This is a genomic window from Longimicrobium sp. (assembly GCF_048594345.1).
Lineage (GTDB): Bacteria > Gemmatimonadota > Gemmatimonadetes > Longimicrobiales > Longimicrobiaceae > Longimicrobium.
The window spans coordinates 1-18,192 of sequence record NZ_JBMDXM010000041.1 but is presented as its reverse complement, the minus strand read 5'-3'; the positions used below and the strand labels follow the sequence as shown (position 1 = coordinate 18,192).

Below are 18,192 nucleotides of genomic sequence, written 5' to 3'. Positions count from 1 at the left end.
CCCCCGCCGCGGGCCGGGGGGCGCGCCGCCGCCCACCCCCCCGCAGGGGGGGCGGGGCCCGCTCGTCCGCGGGTCCGGGGCCGCGACTCAGCCGGCGCGCATGCGCACGATGATGGCGCCCGCGGGGCGGCTGTTGCCGATCCCGGGGAGCCGCGCGACCGCCTGGGCGGGATCAAAGTACTCCAGCCGCCGCACCTCGCTTACGCGGATGTTGCGGAGGTTGTCGGCGCTGCCCAGGCGCATGTCGCCCTGGTACACCAGCACCTCGGCGGTGGTCGCGTTGAAGCTGCGGTTGGCGCGCACGTTCAGCCAGAACGGGCGCAGGCGCTGCACCGCCTCGAACGCGTTCATCCCGCCGGGAAGGGCGGTCAGCTCTTCCTCGGAGATCACCGTGCGGTCGCGCGGCGCGGGGCCGCTCGCGGCCGGGGCACAGGCCGACACCAGCATCAGTCCGGCAAGAAGGGCGGTCCAGCGAAAGCGAAGGCGCATGGTCGGGGTCTCCTGAAAGCCGAGTGGGGGTGGGATGGAGCCGGGCCGCCCGCGCGCGCGGCGCGGCCCGTACTGAAAACCGGTGGCGTGGGTCGCCCGGCGCGGGGGTGGAGCTCAGTCCACCTGGTCGGACGTGCGAGCCAGCGTGAAGTTCACTTCCAGCGTCTCGTTGCACTGCAGCGGGGCCGGCAGCCGCGCGGGCGCGCCGGCCGGCAGCTGGTACTGGGCGGGTGGCGTGACCGTGGCGCCGCAGGTAAGGCACGCCCCGCTCAGCACCGCGCCGTAGTTGCCCGTGGCGTCGCTGGTAGCGGTGAGCAGGGGCACGCCGCCCGGCGTCACCGTGTCGCGAAGGGCCACCGATGCGTTGGGCACCGGCGCGCCCTCGGCCGTGGCCACCCGCCCGCTGAAGACCGCCCGGCACTCGCCGGACCCGGTGGAATCGTTGCACGCGGCCACCAGGGGCGCAAGGACGGCAAGCGCGAGTGCCGTCCGCATCCTGCTTGGGATCATCGTTCCACTTCCTGAAAAGAGAGTAAAGTGCGGCCGCGATATTACCGCTCGCGGGTCCACACCGCCACCGTCCCGCAACGCGCGTCGGGGCCCATGAACTCCGCGGGCACCCCGGCCAGCCCGTAGTACACCTCGATCCCCTCCAGCTCCGAGGGGTCGGCCAGCTCGTCCACCGAGATGGTCTCGTTGAGTGCGATAAGATCCGCGTCCAGCGAGTCGCGGTTCACCACGGGCGCGTCGCCACGGTTTACCCGGATCCCGTCCAGAAAGATCTGTACCGGGCACCCGCCAATCCGCGGCGCCGCGCGGCCCATCACCACGTCGCTGCCTACCCCCGACGCCCGCGGGGTCGTCCGCACCCCGGGCAGCATGCGCAGCATGTCGGTGATCTGCCCCGGCTGCCGCCGTTCGATCTGGTCGCGGGTGATGTAGCGGCCAAAGCCGTTCTCCATCCGGTGGTAAAAGCCCGACAGCACCGGGCTTACCCGCCCCGACCGCGCCACCACCGTGATCGGCGCCAGCATCACCGCGTCGTTGCGCAGGCGAATCTCCAGGTCCACCGAGTCGCGCACCACGCGCACGTGTGCCGTGTTCACCTGCACGTACCCCACCCGCGCCACGCGAAAGCGGTAGTAGCCGGGACTGGGGACGAACGAGAAGCGACCGTCGAACCCGGTGACCACCGTCCTCACCCGCCGTCCCTGCTGGGACAGCAGCGTTACGCTGGCACCCTCGACGGGCGTGTTGGTGCCGTTGTCCACCACCACGCCGGTGAACATGCCCTGGGCGCGGGTCGGGGCGGCCGCCGCCACAAGGGCCAGGGCGGCGCAAAGGAGTGGAAGAGCGCGCATACGGCCTCCTTTCCAATCAGGCCCGGAGGGCGCAGAGGAGGGGGTGTCATTCATGGGGAGCATCGCGGAGAAACGCCCCACACGGAGCGATTCTGACGCCGCCTTCCGCGAACGCCGCCCATCATGCGACGGAAGGCCGTGCCCAGCGGGCACGGCCTTCCCTACCGCAAGTTCCGTGGCGAAGCCACGGCGCTACGACTTACTCCTTGGGGAAGGCGTAGCTGCTGCCCGGCGAGGTGCCTTCCGCGTAGCCGCCCGGCCCGCCGAAGGTGTACACGGGCAGGCCCAGCACCTGAAGCTCACGCGCCGGCACGGGGAAGTGCAGGAACGTGCCCTTGTACAGGTCGCCCCAGCCGCGGGAGTCGAAGAACCATCCACCGAAGTTGTAGAAGTAGTTCTCCATCCGCTTCTCCCACTTCAGCATCTCGAACAGGTTGCCGCACTGCCCGTTGGGCAGCTTGGGCACGCAGCTCGTGTTGGTCCCCGAAGCGTCGGTCTTGTTCAGGCCGTTGTACTCACGGGTCTCGTTGACGATGGCCGCGGCCCCCGCCTGGTTGCCCGTACGGAACAGTCCCTCGGCCTTCAGCAGGCGCAGGTCGCGGCCGCCCAGCATGATGGACATGCCCTCGTCGCCCGGGCTGTTGTCCAGGCGGTAGTCGCGGTACAGCGACCAGCGCCAGGTGCCGCGGTCCGAGCGCAGGTGGCCGCGCGTGCCGCCGTACAGGATGTAGCGGCCCGGGGCCGCCGTCTGCGCGGTGGCGGTGGCACCCTGCGGGAAGCGCAGGTCGGGGGTGACGATCAGGAACGGCGTACGGGCCAGCACGTCCTTGTTCACCCACGTCTGGTAGCCGCCCGACTGGTCGGCCATGCCGCTGATGAAGTTGTTCACCTGCGCCCACGCACCGGCACCGGTCGCGAAGCCGATGTAGTAGTGCGTGCCGTGAATCCAGACGTTCGGATCCGCCTCGACCGCCAGGTTCTCGCAGGTCGAGGGGCTGCTGCACTGGAAGCTGGCGTCCACGTCGGCGATCACCTGCGCCCAGTTCACCGCGTTACGCTCGGTGGGGTTGCGAGCCACGTTGGCGCGAAGGAACGCCTGGTGGCCCTTGATGGCCTTGATGAACGTCGCCTTGTCCATCCCGACGTTGCCGAACCAGGCAGCCGGGATGTCGAAGTTGTTGGCGGCGGCGATGGCGGCGGCATCGTCAAGCATGGCCAGCGCCTCTACCATCACCTCGTTGTACGGCTGCAGTTCGAGCGCGGCCGGGTCGTCGCCCTGGTCGTACACGAACGCCTGGTCGTACGTCAGCGCCAGCAGGCCGTGGCCCAGACCCTGGGTGAAGCGCGCCCAGGCGCGGGCGCGCGGCGTGTTGTCGGCACCCGTGGTCTCGTCGGTGATCTGGAAGCCCTCCGGATTGGCCGGGTCGGTGGCGTTCAGGCCGTCGACCGCCGCCTTGATCGCCGCGTATCCGCCGTACCAGATCTCCTGGTAGGTGGCCACGTAGGCGTCGGAGGTGCTGTTGTTGATCGGCTCGCGCGGCACCTTCGACAGCTGGATCATGCCGAGGTTGGCCGCCGTGGCCGTGTGCTGGAACGACGCCGTGCTGAACACCAGGTCGGTCTGCCAGGTGTAGGCGCCGTACAGCGACAGGTACGAGTTGGCGATCAGCGTCTCCACGTCGCCCGCGTCGGCGACGACGCGCGACTGGTCCGGCTGGTTGAGATTGGGCACCGTAAGGTCCGCGCACGCGCCCGCTCCGAAGAGCAGCGCGCACAGACCGGTGGTCCTGAGTAGCCGCATGTCTTATTTCTCCTGGTGGCCGCCAGGGCCACAAGGGCCCTGGCGGCAAACTGTTGTTAGAAGCTGAGCTCGACGGCGGCCGTGATCGTGCGCATGTTCGGGTAGTTGAACCCGTCGAAGCGCGCGATGGCGGCGCTGCCGGCCGTGCTGGCCGCGCTGCCTACCTCGGGGTCGTACCCGGTGTAGTCGTCGATGCTGAACAGGTTGCGGCCCACCAAGCTGAGCGTCACGCGCTCGCCGCCGTTCAGGCCCGGAAGCCCGCCCAGGGCACGGTCGCCCAGGCTCCAGCGCAGCGAAAGCTCACGCAGCTTGACGAAGCTGCCGTCTTCCACGAAGTGGCTGTTGGGCGGCTCAAGCGCGGTGTACAGCGCGCTGTAGTAGCCCTGCGGCTTGCGGTCGGGATCGTTGGCGTCCTGGTCCTGGTCGCCGTGGTACTGCTCGAAGTACGCCCAGTGACGGGGAAGGTTGTACACCTCCACGCCCTGCACGGCGTCAACCTGCGCGTACAGCGAGACCGGGCCCATCGTGAACGTGTTGCCGAAGCTCAGGCTGTAGTCGGGCAGGGTGTTGCCCAGCGGCAGGAAGGTGCTGCCGGTCTCGTCCTGGCTGGCAAGCGGCACGCCCCAGCGCACGGTGGTGCCGCGCAGGGTGAAGGGCGCCGTGGTGCCCCACAGGTCGTCCGCGTTGCCCAGGATGTTGTCGACGCCCGCGGCCGACTGCGCCGTGTTGCCGTCGCCCACGTACACCAGGTAGCCGTCGGAGTTGGTGTCGAACGCGCCGCACTGCGTCTGCAGGTCGGCGGGCAGGTCACCGCACTCGGTCGCCCAGCGGGTGCCGTAGAAGGTGCCGTACACCTCGCCCTCGCGGGCGTAGAACACGCTGTTCAGACCCTGCGAGTTGGGGTCGCCGAACTGGAACGGAGGAACGTTCAGCTCGGTGATCTTCTGGCGCGTGCGATCGTAGATCACGCGCGTGTTCCAGGAGAAGTTGCCGCGCTGCAGCAGGTCGGCCTGCAGCGAGACCTCCCACGTGTTGCTCTTCAGCGTGCCCGCGTTGCGCCACTGCGAGGTGAAGCCCGTGGCGGCCGGCAGCGGCACCGGGAGGATCTGGTCTTCGATGCTGCTGAGCGCGCGCGTCACGTCCAGGCTCACGCGGCCGAACAGCAGGGTGCTCAGGCCGAACTCACGCTCGGTGGCCAGCTCGGGCTTGAGGTCCTGGTTGCCCAGGGTCACGCCGCCGGAAAGCACACCGTTGACCAGGCTGAAGGTCTCGTACTGCGCGTAGAAGTTCGGGCGGCCGCCCGAGGTGCCCAGAGCGTAGTGCAGCTTGAACTGCTCGGCCGTCCCCGCGAAGGGCCACCACGACTCCTCCGACACACGCCAGGCACCGGCCAGGCGGTAGTAGCTCTGCCAGCGCTCGTTCTCACCGAAAAGCGAGCTGCCGTCGCGGCGGAACAGGCCGTCCAGGATGTAGCGGTCCTTGTAGTCGAGGTTGGTGATGGCGTACCACCCCTCGGACCGGATCTCGCGCTGCTCGGTCTGCGTGATGAGGTTCTCGGAGCCGGCGTCGAGGTCCGGCACGCCGTTCACGACCAGGTCCGTGGCCGAGGCCCGGAGGTAGTCGTAATCGGCCTCTTCGTACAGGTAGCGGAACTGGGTGGTGGTGTTCAGGTCACCGAACCCGCGGCGCAGGGTGGCCGTGGTGCTGGCGTTGAACGCCTCGTCGGTCCAGTTGTCGCGGCGGTACTGGCCGTTGTTCAGGTTGGCGTCGTCACGGACCGTCTTGAAGCCCGGGAACCAGTAGCGGTACTGGTTGACGGTGCTGCGGTCGTACGAGCCGTTGCCCTCGATCTCGAACCACGAGAGCGGCGACCAGCGCAGCGTCACGCCGCCCAGGAAGCGCTCACGGTCATCGCTGCGCTCGGCCGCGTTGACGTCGTACAGCGGGTTCTCGTTCTCGCTGAACAGGTCGGGAGCGATGATGGGGTCGCCCTCATCGTCACGCGTGTTCAGGTCCACGCCGGCCGGCATGCGCGTAAGCGCGAAGAAGATGTTGCCGCTGCCGCCCAGGTTCTGGCCGTCCTGCGCCGCGGTGCTGTAGAAGCCGCGGAACGAGCCGGTCAGGGTCTCACCCAGGCCCTGGTCCAGGTTCAGGCGGAAGCTGCGCCGCGAGAAGCCGTCCAGGCCCTCGATCAGGCCTTCCTGATCCAGGTTGCTGAACGCGGCGTGGTAGTTGGTGTTGCCCTGGTTGCCGGAGGCCGACAGGGTGGTCTGCGAGAAGGCGCCGTTGGTGAAGAAGCGCTCGACCTGGTTGAAGGTCTGGCCGGGCCACGAGCCCGTCTGGTACCGGTTCCACTCGTTGGTGCCCAGCTGGGCGGGAGTGCGGTAGCAGTCGGTGTCGTCCGCGCCGCCGCACGAAGGCAGGCGGTTGGAGCGCTTGATCGCCTCGGCCGTGTAGTCGATCTCCGTGCCGTCCTCGGCAAGGAAGCGCGTACCGGCCGCGTTCATCTTGTACGCGTGGTTCTGCGCGATCGAGATCTCGTCCGGCAGCGTGCTCTGGCCGTACTCGGTGCGCACGCGGTACTGGGTGGTGTTGCTCTCCATCCGGCGGCCGCTCTTGGTGGTGATCTGCACCACGCCGTAGGCGGCACGCGCGCCGTACATCGAGGCCGCCGCGGCGCCCTTGACGACTTCGACGCTCTCGATGTCGTTGGAGTCGATGTCCTGCATGCCGCCGGCGAGGATCACGCCGTCGACGATGTACAGGGGCTCCTGGCTGCGGCCGGTCGAGTTGATCGACTTGGGCCCGCGCAGCAGGATCGACGGGGCCGAGCCCGGAAGGCCGCTGGGCGAGATGACCTGCGCACCGGCAACCTTGCCCTGGATGGCGCCACCGGCGCTGGGCGCGGGCACCGGCAGGTCGTCGCCGTCAACGCGGCCCACCGTGAACGGCAGCTTGGCCACTTCGACCGCGCCCGCCGTGCCGGTGACCACCACATCCTCGAGGAGGATGATCTGGGCCGACATCTGGAAGTTCTGCGTCAGGTTGGCGCCCGGCGACAGCGTAACGCTGCGCGAAACGGACGCGAGGCCCTGGCGGGTGGCCGTGATCTGCACGGACTGTCCGGCGCGGATGCGCGCGCCGGGGATGACCAGACGGTAGCTACCGTCCGCGCCGGTGCTGGCACCGGCGTTGAGGCTCTCGATGCGCACGAGCACCGCAGCCTCGGGCTGGCCCTGAGCGTTGGTCACGCGACCCGTCACCGTTGCGGCCTCCTGGGCCAGCAGCGAGACCGGCGCGAGGGCCGCCGCGATCAGAACCGCGATCAGCCGACGGAATTGTCTCATTCCTCGTCCTCCTGTGTGCCGGCGGCCCGGAGCGGACCGCCGAGGGTTTGTTTCCGATACGACGGGCGCGAACGTGGGTACGTCCTGCGCCGCGGTGGGCTCTCCACCGGCCGTCCAAGAGGGACGCCGGGGTGGCCCGATCGGGCCCTACGCTTCGTAGAGATGTCGTTTCGCCAGCACCTCCTGCTGCAGCGGGTGAACCGATTCAGAACGTGGGAAAAACGCGCAAACGCGCGGAAAAACACACAGTTGGGATCGCCGGGCTTCGACGCTGGGACAGGCCCCGGCAACGCGGGGCGGTTGGATACGACTGGGCGTGAGTCCGTGGTATATAGAACGGGCGTTCGAACATGTCAAGGGTGTGCAACGATCCGGTGATGCAGGATGCCGACATAATTCCCCCTCCGGTTGGCGTTGCCCGCCCGTGTTTGCCGCGTCAGCCGCCCACCATGCGGACGGCGCGCAGCAGCGCCCGGGCCTTGCTGAGCGTTTCCTCGTACTCGTCGGCGGGGACGGAGTCGGCCACGATCCCCGCGCCGGCCTGTACGTGGGCGGTGCCGTCCACCTGGACCACGGTGCGGATGGCGATGGCGGTGTCCATCGTCCGTCCGCCGTACGCAAAGTACCCCACGGCGCCGGCGTACGGCCCCCGGCGCACGGGCTCCAGCTCGTCGATGATCTCCATCGCCCGCACCTTGGGGGCGCCGCTCACGGTGCCGGCGGGGAACGAGGCGCGGAACACGTCCATCGCCGACATCCCCTCGCGCAGGCGCCCCTCGACGGTGCTCACCATGTGCAGCACGTGGGAGTACTTCTCGATGACCATGCGCTGCGGCACCGTGACGGTTCCCCAGCGGGCCACCCGGCCCACGTCGTTGCGGCCCAGGTCCAGCAGCATCAGGTGCTCGGCGCGCTCCTTGGGGTCCGCCAGCAGGCTGTCGGACAGCCGCCGGTCGTCCTCCGCGTCCTTGCCCCGGCGCCGGGTGCCGGCGATGGGGCGCACCGTGACCCTGCCCTCCTCCAGCCGCACCATCACCTCGGGCGACGAGCCCACCAGCCGCACGCCGTCCAGGTCCAGGTAGAACAGGTACGGCGACGGATTGAGCGTACGCAGCGCGCGGTACAGATCGAACGGGTGCGCGGCCAGCGGAACCCGCAGCCGCTGCGACAGGACGACCTGGAATGCGTCACCAGCGCGGATGTACTCCTGGATGCGCCGCACCCCGTCCTCGAACCCCTCCCGCGTCGAGGTGCTCTCGAACGGATCGTCCGCCTCGCCCCCCGGCTCCGCCATCTCCAGCGGGGCCGGGCCTTTTTCGTCGCGCAAACGCTGGATCAGCCCCTCGATCTCGCGTGTTGCGGATTGATAACGTTCAAGCAACTCAAGTTGTGACACCCCATCCGTTTGCACCGCGACCACGGCCCGGGCGCGGTTGAACAGGTTGTCGATGACCAGCACGGTGCCGGTAAGCATGAACACGGCGTCCGGGAGCCCGCGGTCGTCCGGGGGCGCGCTGGGAAGGCGCTCGATCAGCCGGATGACGTCGTACCCGAAGAAGCCGACGGCGCCGCCCCAGAAGCGGGGAAGCCCGGGGATTTCGGCGGGGCGGTGCGCCTGGAGCATGCGGTCGAAGGCGCCCAGCGGGTCGTCGCTCTCACCCTGGTCCACCCACCCGCCGCCGGGGGTCCACGTTTCGATCCGCCGGCCGAACAGCCGCCACGCCGCCCGCGGCTCGGTGCCCAGGATGGTGTAGCGCGCCCACGTTTCGCCGCCCACGACGGATTCCAGCAGAAAGCCGAAGGGCGCCCGCGCCAGCTTGTGGTAGGCGGAGACGGCCGTGTCGGTGTCGAACGCGAACTCGCGCACCACGGGAACGAGCGTGGCGTCGCGGGCCAGGTCCTGAAATTCCTGGAGCGAGGGTGTGACGGACATCCGGGAAGGGTCGGGATCTGCGCGGGACGGAGTCGCAATCTACCGCGTGGCGGGCGGATGTCAAACGGCGGAGTGTGGGGGTGAACGGGTGAAGGGGTGAACGGGTGAACGGGTGAAGGAAGAGGAGACGCCGTCGGGGGGAGGCGGGAGCTTCGGCTGGGATCGAGCTGCGGCCGGCGGGGCCCTCACCCCGGTTCGTTCCTCGCCTGCCCCTCTCCCGCAAACGGCGCGGGAGAGGGGAGACGTCGATCGCGATTCGGAGGGGGCCTCTCGTGGACCACCTCGCCGCGCCACCGCGGGGGAGTGATCGCTGTTGCCGTCAGCCCTCGCGTGAGGGATGCGCGCCCGGAGGGCCGAGAACACGGCGCGCATGCACGAGCTTGCCCAGACGCGTCGAGGACGGTGCGCGCCGGGGGCTCGGCGCCGTTGGCAACAGTCGTATCGTTGCCTACAGCGCGCGCAGCCCGACCCAGAGCGTAGACCGGCCGGGGAGCACGCTGATCGTGGTGTGGAGCCAGGGGCGCTCCCAGTCCACGACGGACGGCCAGTTTCAGCTGGGCAACAACACGTCGGAGCTGTTCCGCGCGCCGGGGACCAACGTGCTGCTGATCAAGATGAGCTACTGGCTGGACTGGTAGGGAATAGGGAATAGGGAATAGCGGGCGACGAACTGCGTCGGACGGGCCCTCTCCCCCGACGGACCTTTTGCTCGTTCCTCGCAACGGCCGTCGACCCCTTTCCCAACTTCGGGGGAGGGGTGGGGTGGACCGAACCTGCGGTGTGCTTCGGAGAAAGTCGATGCGGGATCGACTTCTCCCCTCTCCGCGAGGAACGAGCGGGGAGGGGCCGGGGGAGGGGGCACACCGGCGGGCGCCCGTTCGATGCACGTCGAAGCGCCGCCCGCTCCGACGGCCCCGCTCCCCCGACGGACCGGTTGCTCGTTCCTCGCACCGGCCGTCGACCCCTCCCCCAACTTCGGGGGAGGGGTTTTTCGTTTCGGCAACGCCTGGGGCACGAGACCGACGCCGGTGCGGGAGGCAAGCGTCTCAGGACGCGGTGCGGAAGCGTGAGTGTGGTTCCGCCGTCACTCTCGCACTCTCGCACTTCCCTCCGTCAGTCCGCGGCCATCGGGGCTTCGGGGTAGTCGTCGCCGCTGAGGCTGCTTTCCTCGCGGACGGTGGAGCAGCCGGCGCGCTCGTCGTAATCCACCCGCAGCACCTGGTCCAGGCTCTCGCGGATCCCGTCGATGTGGGTGATGAGGATCACCTGCTCGAAGCGGTCTTCCAGGTGGTGCAGCAGCTGCACGACGTTGTCGCGGCGCGCCACGTCCAGCGAGCCGAACACCTCGTCCAGGATGAGCAGCGAGAGCGGGTGGCCGGCGCGCTCGGCGATCATCTGCGAAAGCGACAGGCGCAGGACGAGGTTGGCGATGTCTTCCTCGCCGCCGGAGATCACCGGCTTTTCCTCGCCCTCGTCCAGGACCATCAGGTTGTACGACTCGTCGATCTCCATCGACGAGTAGCGGCCATCCGTCAGCTGCGCGAGAAAGGCGGAGGCGATCTCCGACAGCTCGGGGCGCACCTGGTCGTTCAGCTCCTGCCGCAGCTCGGTGTAGGCCAGGTCCAGCTCCTCGTGGTAGCGCAGCTCGGCCTCCTGCTCGGCGACGGCCTTTTCGCGCTCCTCGTACAGCGCGACGGCGGCGCGGGCGCTCTGCACCACCTGCTCGGCGGTGTTCACGTCGCCGCGGGCCTCGGCGGCGCGCAGCTCGGCGGCGCGGCGCGCTTCGCCCAGGCGCTCGTGCTCGGCGCGCAGGGCGGCGAAGGCTTCTTCGGAGAACTTCAGCGCGGTGCGCTCCTTCTCCGCCGTCTCCGACCGTTCGCGGGCGCCGGCCTCGCGGGCCTTTGCTTGCTGCTGCTCCTCCTGCCAGTGCGCGGCGCGGCCGGCGGTTTCGTCCAGCCGCGCAGCGCGCTTTTCCACCTCGCGCAGGGTGCGGAGCTTTTCGTCGGCGGCGCGGTGCGCCTTGGCGTCGTAGCCGCCGGGGAGGGCGCCGACCTCTTCGCGCAGCTCGGCCCGGCGCGTTTCGCGGGCGGCCAGGTCGGCCGTGAGCTGCTCCAGCTCCTGCAGCGCACTCTGGCAGCGGGTGAGCTTGCGGGAGCGGTCCTCCACGGCGTCCACCAGCTGGGGGAGGAGGGTTTCCAGGTCGGCGATCTCCTCCGGCTTGGTCTCCAGCTGCTCGTACCGCTTGGCCCGCCACTTTCCATCCTGCACCAGCAGCGCCCACTGGTCCTCCAGCTCCTCCAGCAGGCGCTCGTAGTCCTTGCCCACGGGGCGGCCGCAGGTGGGGCAGATCCCCTCTTCCCCCAGCTCGCGGATGCCGGCGATCTGCGTCTTGAGCTCGGCGGCGCGGTCGCGGTAGGTGGCCAGCTGCGTGAAGGCGTCCTGCTTGTCGGCCAGCCAGGCGGACTTCTTTTCGTCCAGGGTGGCGGCGACCTCCGCCCGCTGGGCGCGCAGCTGCTCCAGCTCGGCGGCGAACTTCTTTTCCAGCTCCGGCGCGCTCTCCAGCTTTCCGCGCCGCTCGGAGACGCGCTGCACCTCGGCGTCCAGCTCCGCCAGCTGGCGGGTGAGCGCCTTGCGGCGCTCCTCCTGCCGCGCCAGCTGGCTCATCCGCTCGGACTCTTCCGTGGCGCCGGGAAGGTCCACCAGTTGCTTGCGGAGCGGCTTGAGCTCCTTTTCGGCGGCGGCGACGGCCTGCAGCTCGGCGGCGGCGCGCTCCAGGTCGCGGCGCGCGCCCTCGCGCTCGCGCTCGGCGCCCTCGATGGCGTGCGTGAGCTCGCGGAAGCGGTCGCGGGCCTTTTGCCCCGTCTCCCACCGCGGCGCGAACGCCTTTTCCTCACTCAGCGCCTCTTCGGTGGCGCGCTGGGCGTCGGTGAAGCGCTGGATGGCCTCGGCGACGCGGGTGGTGGCGGCGGCAAAGGCGGCGGCAAGCTCGTCCTTGTCGCCCAGCGTGGCCCGAAGGCCGCGGATCTCGCTGCGCAGGTCGCTGCGCCGCACGCGCACCAGCTCCTGCGCGCGGCGCAGACGCTCGTAGCCCAGCACCTGGCTGAGGAAGCGGCCGCGGTCGGCCGGCCCCATGGCCGCCAGGAACTGCAGCTCCTTCTGTCCGGTGAAGTAGGTGTTGAAGAACTCCTCGCGCGACATGCCGATGCGCGACTGCAGGTACCCCGTGGCACCACCCACGCCAGAGGCCACTGGCTGCGCGCCGCCGTCCAGCCATACTTCCGCCCCGTAGAGCGTCCGCAGCACGCGGTACTCGTTGCCGCCCAGGGCGAACACCAGCTCCACCTCCACGCGCGCGCGTGCGCCCGCGCGGGAAAAACGGATGGTGTCGTTGGTCCCTCGCGCGGCGGAGGCGCCGTACAGGGCCCACGCCAGCGCTTCCAGGATCGTCGACTTCCCGGCGCCGTTGGGGCCGATGATCCCCGTCAGCCCTTCGCGAAAGGTGATCTCGGTGTTCTGGTGCTGGCGGAAGTTGCGCATCCGCAGGGAGTGGAGGCGCATGGCTCAGCCTTCCTCGGCGGTGCGGTCCACGTAGGCCACGCCCATCTCCACCAGCTGCTCCTGCTGCAGCTTGGGATCGCGCAGCTTCCAGTCCTTGCGCAGGTAGCTGGCGACCTGCTCCTGCAGCGTCTGCCTGCGCACGGGGGCGTTGTTCCCCAGCCGGCGCCGCGCCTCGGGCGGACGCGCGTCCAGGTGAAAGTGCACGGCCTCGGCCTTCCACTCGCGGATGCGCTTGTGGTTCAGCTCGCGGACCACGGCGCGGGGAACGTCGTAGATCACCAGCCGCACGATCTTGCCCTGCAGCCCGTCGGGGATGCTCTCCACGTAGGTGCGGATGCTCTCGTCCAGCTCCTCCGCACCCAGGCCGCCCGCCTCGATCCTGGGGAGATCGATCATCGCCCGCGTGTTCACCGGCTCGAACTCCGCGCGCCCCGTCTTCGTCCCGTACACCAGGAAACCTTTGGGATCGCGCTCGAACCAGATGTTGGCCGAGGTGCGCTCCAGCCCGCCCGAGTACCACATGTTGGGCGCCAGGTCCTGGCACAGGTGATAGTGCCCGAGCGCCACGTAATCCCACTGCGCCGGGTCGATCTTGCCTTCGGGGATGATGGCGCCGCCGTACTCGCTGATGTAACGGAGCTTCTGGTCGGCGCTTTCGCCCTCGATGGTGCCGTGCAGCATCAGCACGTTGTGCTTCGATCCGCTGTCCGGCTCCATCGGCACCTCTTCGCCGGTGGACAGCGAGACGTGCGGCAGGCAGAGGATGGAGGTGTCGATCTCGGGCAGGCGGATGCTGCGGCATTCGTCGCACACCACGCGAACGCCGTCGATCTCGCGGAACAGGTTGAGGATGTTGCCGGTGTCGGCGCTGCGCGGCGAGTCGTGGTTGCCGGCGATCATCACGATCGGCACGTCGGGCAGCCGGTCGGCCAGCAGGCTGAACTGGCGAAAGGCGTCGGCGATGGAGCTGTTGCTGGGGCGGACGGTGTGGAACACGTCGCCCGCCACCAGCACCAGGTCCGGGCGCAGCTCTACCAGACGGTTGACGGCCTGGCGAAAGGCGTCGGCCACGTCGGACTCGCGCACGTTGCCGCCGCGCGAGTTGACGCGATGGTAGGCGCGATAGCCCAGGTGCAGGTCGGCGAGGTGTGCGATCTTCAAGGGTCGGGCGCTGTGGACGTAGTCAGTTGAATCGGGGTGAATCTAAGGACGACGTGTGCCGGCGCGAGCCGGGAAGGGTGCGGCCGATGGATTCCGGACTCGACGACGGACCTCGAACTGCGCCGGACGGGGGTGCCCCTCCCCCGGCCCCGCCCCGTTCGTTCCTCACGGAGAGGGGAGAACGTGGCCGATAGACCGGACCTTGACGACTTGCATCGAACTGCGTCCGCCGGCGCCCCCCTCTCCCGACCTCTCCCCCCCGAACTGCAGGGGGGAGAGGGGAACTTCGGTCCCGCTTCGGCTGGCATCCCACTGCGCCCGCGAGGGGCCCTCACCCGCTCGCTTAGGCTCGCACCCTCTCCCGCAAGCGGGAGAGGGTATAAACGTCGATCCCGCTTCGACAAGGTGCATCGCACCTCCCTCCCCCGCGCAGTTTGCGGGGGAGGGCCGGGGAGGGGGGCGCCCACCATCCCGCTCCAACCCAGCCGAAGCACTCCAGACCCGGCCTCACACCCCACCTCCCCCGGCACTTTTGGGGGAGGTGGGCCGGTGGTGCCGGCCCGGAGGGGGCGTGCGCGGAGCCGTCCGAAGCGCTCCGCAGCCCGTGCCGTGTATCCCCCCTCCCGCGCGGTTTGCGGGAGGGGGTGGCGCGCTCTCAGGCGCCGCCGGGGGAGGGTCCCGCCGGGGGAGAGCCACTTTCGCACGCCCCCGCTTCCCCGTACCATTCCCCGGCACGGAACCCGCGGCGAGAACCGCCCCCGCGGGCCGGTGTACCGAACGCGTCCGCCGGGGCCCCGGCGCTCCCAACGCAGATTTCCGACGTCAGGCATAGCACGCCCATGGCCAAGACCAAGAAGAAAAAGCTCTCTCCCGAAGAGCAGCACAAGCAGCTGCACGACCAGGCAGAGGCCATCCCGTTCGTGATCGAGGACTACAAGGCCAAGGGCAAGTGGTTCCGCGCGTTCGTGGTGCGCTACCTGGCCGGTCCCATGGTCCGCTTTCAGAAGCGCCTGCTGGACAAGCAGCGCTACACGGGCGCCAGCGGCCAGAAGCTCAAGCAGGCCGAGCAGATGAAGCGGCACCTGGAGCAGCGCCGCAAGGCGATGGAGTTCATGCAGGGCGAGATGCAGCGCCAGCAGAAAAAGGCGCAGAAGCGCAACAAGGCCCGCTAGTCCGCCCGCGCCGGCACGGCCGCCACGCCGCGCTCCCCGCTTGCGGAGGGCGCGGCGTCCGTTTGCGCGCCGTCCGCGCGGTCGCGCAGCACGCCGGCGCACGGCAGAACCGGCCACTCGTCCGCCGGCCAGGTGTCGAACAACCCCGCCCGCGCCGGAAAGGCGTAGGCCGGGTCCACGGACGCGGCGAGAAGAAAGTTCTGCCGGTCGGGAAAGTCGCGCCCCACGTGCACGTACAGCCGCACGGCGGCGAACGACGCGGCCACCGTCCGCACCACGGACCAGAAGCGGCACTCCCCTTCCCCGCGCGCCACGCCGATCACGTTCAGCAGCGCCACGCCGTCGTCCTTGAGCAGAGACCGCACAAGCGACATCGCCTCGGCAGTGACCAGGTGGTGCGGCACCTGCTCGCCACCGCCGTACACGTCCACCACCACGCGGTCCCACGCGCCCCGCGGCAGCGTCGACGCCACCGCGCGCCCGTCGCCGTGCATCGACACGATCCCGTGCTCCCGCCGCACCCCGAACCACCGGTAGGCAATGCGGGTCACCGCCGGGTCCAGCTCGACGACGGTGATGCGGGCCCGGGGATCGTCCTCGGCGATGCGGCGGGGGAGGGTGTACGCGCCGCCCCCCAGGAAGAGGTACGCCCCACCCTCCGGTGTCACCTCGCGCAGCCAGCGCTCGGCCGCGGCCACGTAGGCAAAGGTGGGCGCGCCGCTGCGCTCCAGCTCGCCGGACTCGATCTCCTCGTCCACGTACAGGCGCAGCTCCGGCTGGCGGCGGCCGCCGGGGTGGATGATCTGCGTGACGCGCAGGGTGCCGTACGCCGTCTCTTCCTCATGCAGCAGCCGCTCGCCGCCGTCGCCGGGCTTTGCGGCCTCGCGCGGAAAGAAGAGGGGAAAGGTCAGCATGGCGCCCACGGAAAGCAGCAGCGGCCCGGGGCTGATGGCGGGAAGCAGAAACAGGCCGCTGAGCGCCGCCCCCACCGCCGCGCCGGCGAGCGCCGCCATCACGGTCTGCTCCGCGCCGCGCGAAAAGGCGGCGGCGGGCGCGTCCTCGTCGTCGTGGGGCGCGTGAAAGTGCGACGCCCACGCGGCCAGCGCGGGGAGCAGAAAGCCGATGGCGTAGACGGGGATGCCGACCAGGAAGAGGAGCGCCAGCGCGCGCGACATGCCGCCGAAGCGCTCCAGCTGAAAGAAGGTCCACAGCGTGCCGAACACGCCGGCGACGGCCACGGCCACGCCTGCGCCCACCCAGCGCCAGGTGGGCGGCTGCTCGGGGCGCGCCTCGGGCGAGCCGGCCCAGAGGCCGGCCGCCAGCGCGGCGGCAAAGGTGGCCACCACGCCGCCCGCCGCGGGAAGCACCCCCCGCGCCTCGTACAGGATCAGGCTTGCCGCGGCGAACGCCACCACGCCCAGCGCCAGCCCGGCCAGCGCGGCGCGCGCCAGCACCGGCCCGGCGGGCCGGCGGGCGTCAGGACTCGAATCGGCCGTATCCTCCACGATAATAAAGAAGCGGGGTTCCTTCGCGGGCGTCGGCGGCAAGCACCTCGCCAATGAAAATGGTGTGGTCGCCGCCCGGAAGCTCGGCGGTCACGCGGCAGTCCATCCAGGCCAGCGCATCATCCAGCACGGGGGCACCGGTGCGCTCGGCGCGCCAGGCGGTGCCGCGGAACTTTTCCTCGGCGCCGCCCGAGGCAAATCGGCGCGCCAGCGTCTCGCCGCGCCCCTCCTCCAGCACGTTCACGGCAAAGTAGCCGGCGGCCTTGAGCCAGGCGTGCGTATCGGACTTCAGGTCCACGCACGCCAGCACCAGCGTGGGGTCCAGCGACACCGAGCTTACGGCGCTCACGGTCAGTCCGCACGCCTCACCGTCGTCCCGGCATGAGGTGACCACGCACACGCCGGTGGCAAAGTGGCCGATCACCCGTCGAAATTCACTCTCGTCGATCATCTTGGCAGCGGGTGTACTGCGTCGTAGCTTGCCACGTCTGGCCGGTTCCTTGCTTGCAGCCCGCGTGTGCAAGGGACCGGCCGTTCCCGGAAAACAAAAGCCGGCCGGACGGTGGCCCGGCCCGCTCCCCAGGATTGCAGAAGACCGTGAAGATGCGCGTCGTGGCAGCCCGCGCCGTCCGCGTGGCGGCGCCCCTGATTGTAACCGCTCTGGCCGCGTGCGACAACGTGGACTGGGGCGGCGCGACCGTCCAGGTGGTCACGCCCCCGCCCCCGGGCGCCGGCGAGGCCAACGTCCCTGAGCCCGGCACCGTGGCCGGCCTGGGCCTGCCGACGGGCCGCGTGCTGTTTCACGTGGTGCGCAACCCCGACGGCACGGCGAACATCACGCCGGTAGCCGAGATCTCGGGCGATTCGCTGCGCACCATCCGCAAGCCGGCGGGCGTCGCGCCCGAGGCGTACGAGCAGCGGTTCCGGCAGGCGGTAATGGACGTGAACGCCGAGTTCGTCCTCTTTCGCCGCGGCGCCGAGGTGGGCTCGATGATCGTCAAGGCGGCGGCGCCGGTGACGGCGTGCGGCGTGCCCACCTCGACGGGGCAGGCCAGCACGGTGGCGGCGGCGGCGGCGGAGCGCGAGTTTCTGGCGTTCCGGCGCGGCCTGGCCCCCGAGGTGCGCGGCGAGTTCTCACCGCCGCAGGTGGAGGGCACCATCCAGCGCTACGCCTCGCTGATCGCCGAGCGGCTGGTGCTGCAGAACGGGCTGCAGCGGCCCCGCAGCTGGCCCGGCGCGCAGCGCGACCTGCAGGCGCTCAACCTGGTGATGGGGGGACAGTCGGAGATGTCGGCCACCTACCTCGTAGGCGACAACCTGGGCGTGGGGCCGGCTGACCCGGAGGGGTACAGCGTGTTCTACGTAGCCAGCTACGAGCAGCGCGCGGGGTACACGCCCATCTACACCGAGGTGCGCGACTACGACAAGACGGGCAAGGGCGCGCCCAAGCTGGTGGACCACCTTAACTGGAACGGCACGGGCGAGGGCGAGATGCTGATCCAGGTGTTCGGCACGCGCGAGTCGTGGTACCAGGCGGTGTCGCGCGACAAGGGCAGCTGGCGCAAGGTGTGGGAAGGCGCCCGCTGCCGCGAGCCCGCCGCGCCCACGCCGCGCAGCATCGGCGCCGCGGAGCGCACCGGGCAGACGACGCGCTGATCGCGGTTCGGGATTCGGGCTGAGTCCGGAACGGATTGGCCTCACACGGAGTCAACGGAGTTAACGGAGTTGAGTCCAGTCTAAAAAGCCTCTTGGGTTTCTGCAGATTCTTCTTGGATATTGCCTAAGTCAATGATATATTGTGATTTAGACATCGTTCCCCCTCTCCCCGCCGCCCCTGCACCTACCGTGTTTCGTCCGAACGAGGC

At 69.9% G+C, this 18,192-nt stretch carries 13 protein-coding genes; 3 read left to right on the top strand and 10 right to left on the bottom strand.

Features of this window, described 5'->3' with window-relative positions:
* Positions 1-87: 87 nt before the first annotated feature.
* From ACOJUJ_RS04585 to trpE, 6 genes are all read right to left on the bottom strand, one after another.
* Positions 88-489, bottom strand: coding sequence for a hypothetical protein (locus tag ACOJUJ_RS04585; protein ID WP_420125672.1), 402 nt, complete (start codon positions 487-489; stop codon positions 88-90).
* A 114-nt stretch (positions 490-603) separates the two neighbouring features.
* Positions 604-999, bottom strand: coding sequence for a carboxypeptidase-like regulatory domain-containing protein (locus ACOJUJ_RS04580; protein ID WP_420125671.1), 396 nt, complete (start codon positions 997-999; stop codon positions 604-606).
* Between the two features lie 41 nt (positions 1,000-1,040).
* On the bottom strand, positions 1,041-1,850 hold the full coding sequence (locus ACOJUJ_RS04575; protein ID WP_420125670.1) for a carboxypeptidase regulatory-like domain-containing protein: 810 nt from the start codon (positions 1,848-1,850) through the stop codon (positions 1,041-1,043).
* Positions 1,851-2,049: 199 nt separating this feature from the next.
* The gene (locus ACOJUJ_RS04570) at positions 2,050-3,651 is read right to left on the bottom strand and encodes a hypothetical protein (RefSeq protein ID WP_420125669.1); all 1,602 of its coding nucleotides are present in this window, start codon (positions 3,649-3,651) and stop codon (positions 2,050-2,052) included.
* A gap of 56 nt (positions 3,652-3,707) precedes the next feature.
* A complete protein-coding gene (locus tag ACOJUJ_RS04565) occupies positions 3,708-6,998 on the bottom strand; it encodes a SusC/RagA family TonB-linked outer membrane protein (RefSeq protein ID WP_420125668.1) in 3,291 nt (1,096 codons plus the stop codon).
* Positions 6,999-7,434: 436 nt separating this feature from the next.
* Positions 7,435-8,931 (bottom strand): anthranilate synthase component I, encoded by a 1,497-nt coding sequence (gene trpE, locus ACOJUJ_RS04560; protein WP_420125667.1) that lies wholly within the window; start codon positions 8,929-8,931, stop codon positions 7,435-7,437.
* Positions 8,932-9,311: 380 nt separating this feature from the next.
* On the opposite strand from trpE, the gene ACOJUJ_RS04555 reads away from it, so the two are divergent.
* Entirely contained in the window at positions 9,312-9,569 is a 258-nt protein-coding gene (locus ACOJUJ_RS04555) for a hypothetical protein (RefSeq protein ID WP_420125666.1), read from the top strand.
* Positions 9,570-10,044: 475 nt separating this feature from the next.
* Here ACOJUJ_RS04555 and ACOJUJ_RS04550 read toward each other — a convergent pair whose 3' ends face one another.
* Positions 10,045-12,489 carry an AAA family ATPase gene (locus ACOJUJ_RS04550; RefSeq protein WP_420125665.1) on the bottom strand — a complete coding sequence of 815 codons (2,445 nt, stop codon included), beginning with the start codon at positions 12,487-12,489 and terminating at the stop codon, positions 10,045-10,047.
* 3 nt (positions 12,490-12,492) lie between these two features.
* The gene (locus ACOJUJ_RS04545; RefSeq protein WP_420125664.1) at positions 12,493-13,650 is read right to left on the bottom strand and encodes a metallophosphoesterase family protein; all 1,158 of its coding nucleotides are present in this window, start codon (positions 13,648-13,650) and stop codon (positions 12,493-12,495) included.
* A gap of 839 nt (positions 13,651-14,489) precedes the next feature.
* Between ACOJUJ_RS04545 and ACOJUJ_RS04540 the strand changes: the two genes are divergently transcribed.
* Positions 14,490-14,822 carry a hypothetical protein gene (locus ACOJUJ_RS04540; RefSeq protein WP_420125663.1) on the top strand — a complete coding sequence of 111 codons (333 nt, stop codon included), beginning with the start codon at positions 14,490-14,492 and terminating at the stop codon, positions 14,820-14,822.
* On the opposite strand, the gene ACOJUJ_RS04535 is transcribed toward ACOJUJ_RS04540, so the two are convergent.
* Entirely contained in the window at positions 14,819-16,327 is a 1,509-nt protein-coding gene (locus ACOJUJ_RS04535; protein WP_420125662.1) for a fused MFS/spermidine synthase, read from the bottom strand. The genes ACOJUJ_RS04540 and ACOJUJ_RS04535 overlap by 4 nt on opposite strands.
* Positions 16,299-16,778 (bottom strand): flavin reductase family protein, encoded by a 480-nt coding sequence (locus ACOJUJ_RS04530; protein ID WP_420125661.1) that lies wholly within the window; start codon positions 16,776-16,778, stop codon positions 16,299-16,301. The genes ACOJUJ_RS04535 and ACOJUJ_RS04530 overlap by 29 nt, the downstream gene beginning before the upstream one ends.
* A 152-nt stretch (positions 16,779-16,930) precedes the next feature.
* Between ACOJUJ_RS04530 and ACOJUJ_RS04525 the strand changes: the two genes are divergently transcribed.
* A complete protein-coding gene (locus ACOJUJ_RS04525; protein WP_420125660.1) occupies positions 16,931-17,983 on the top strand; it encodes a hypothetical protein in 1,053 nt (350 codons plus the stop codon).
* Positions 17,984-18,192: the final 209 nt, after the last annotated feature.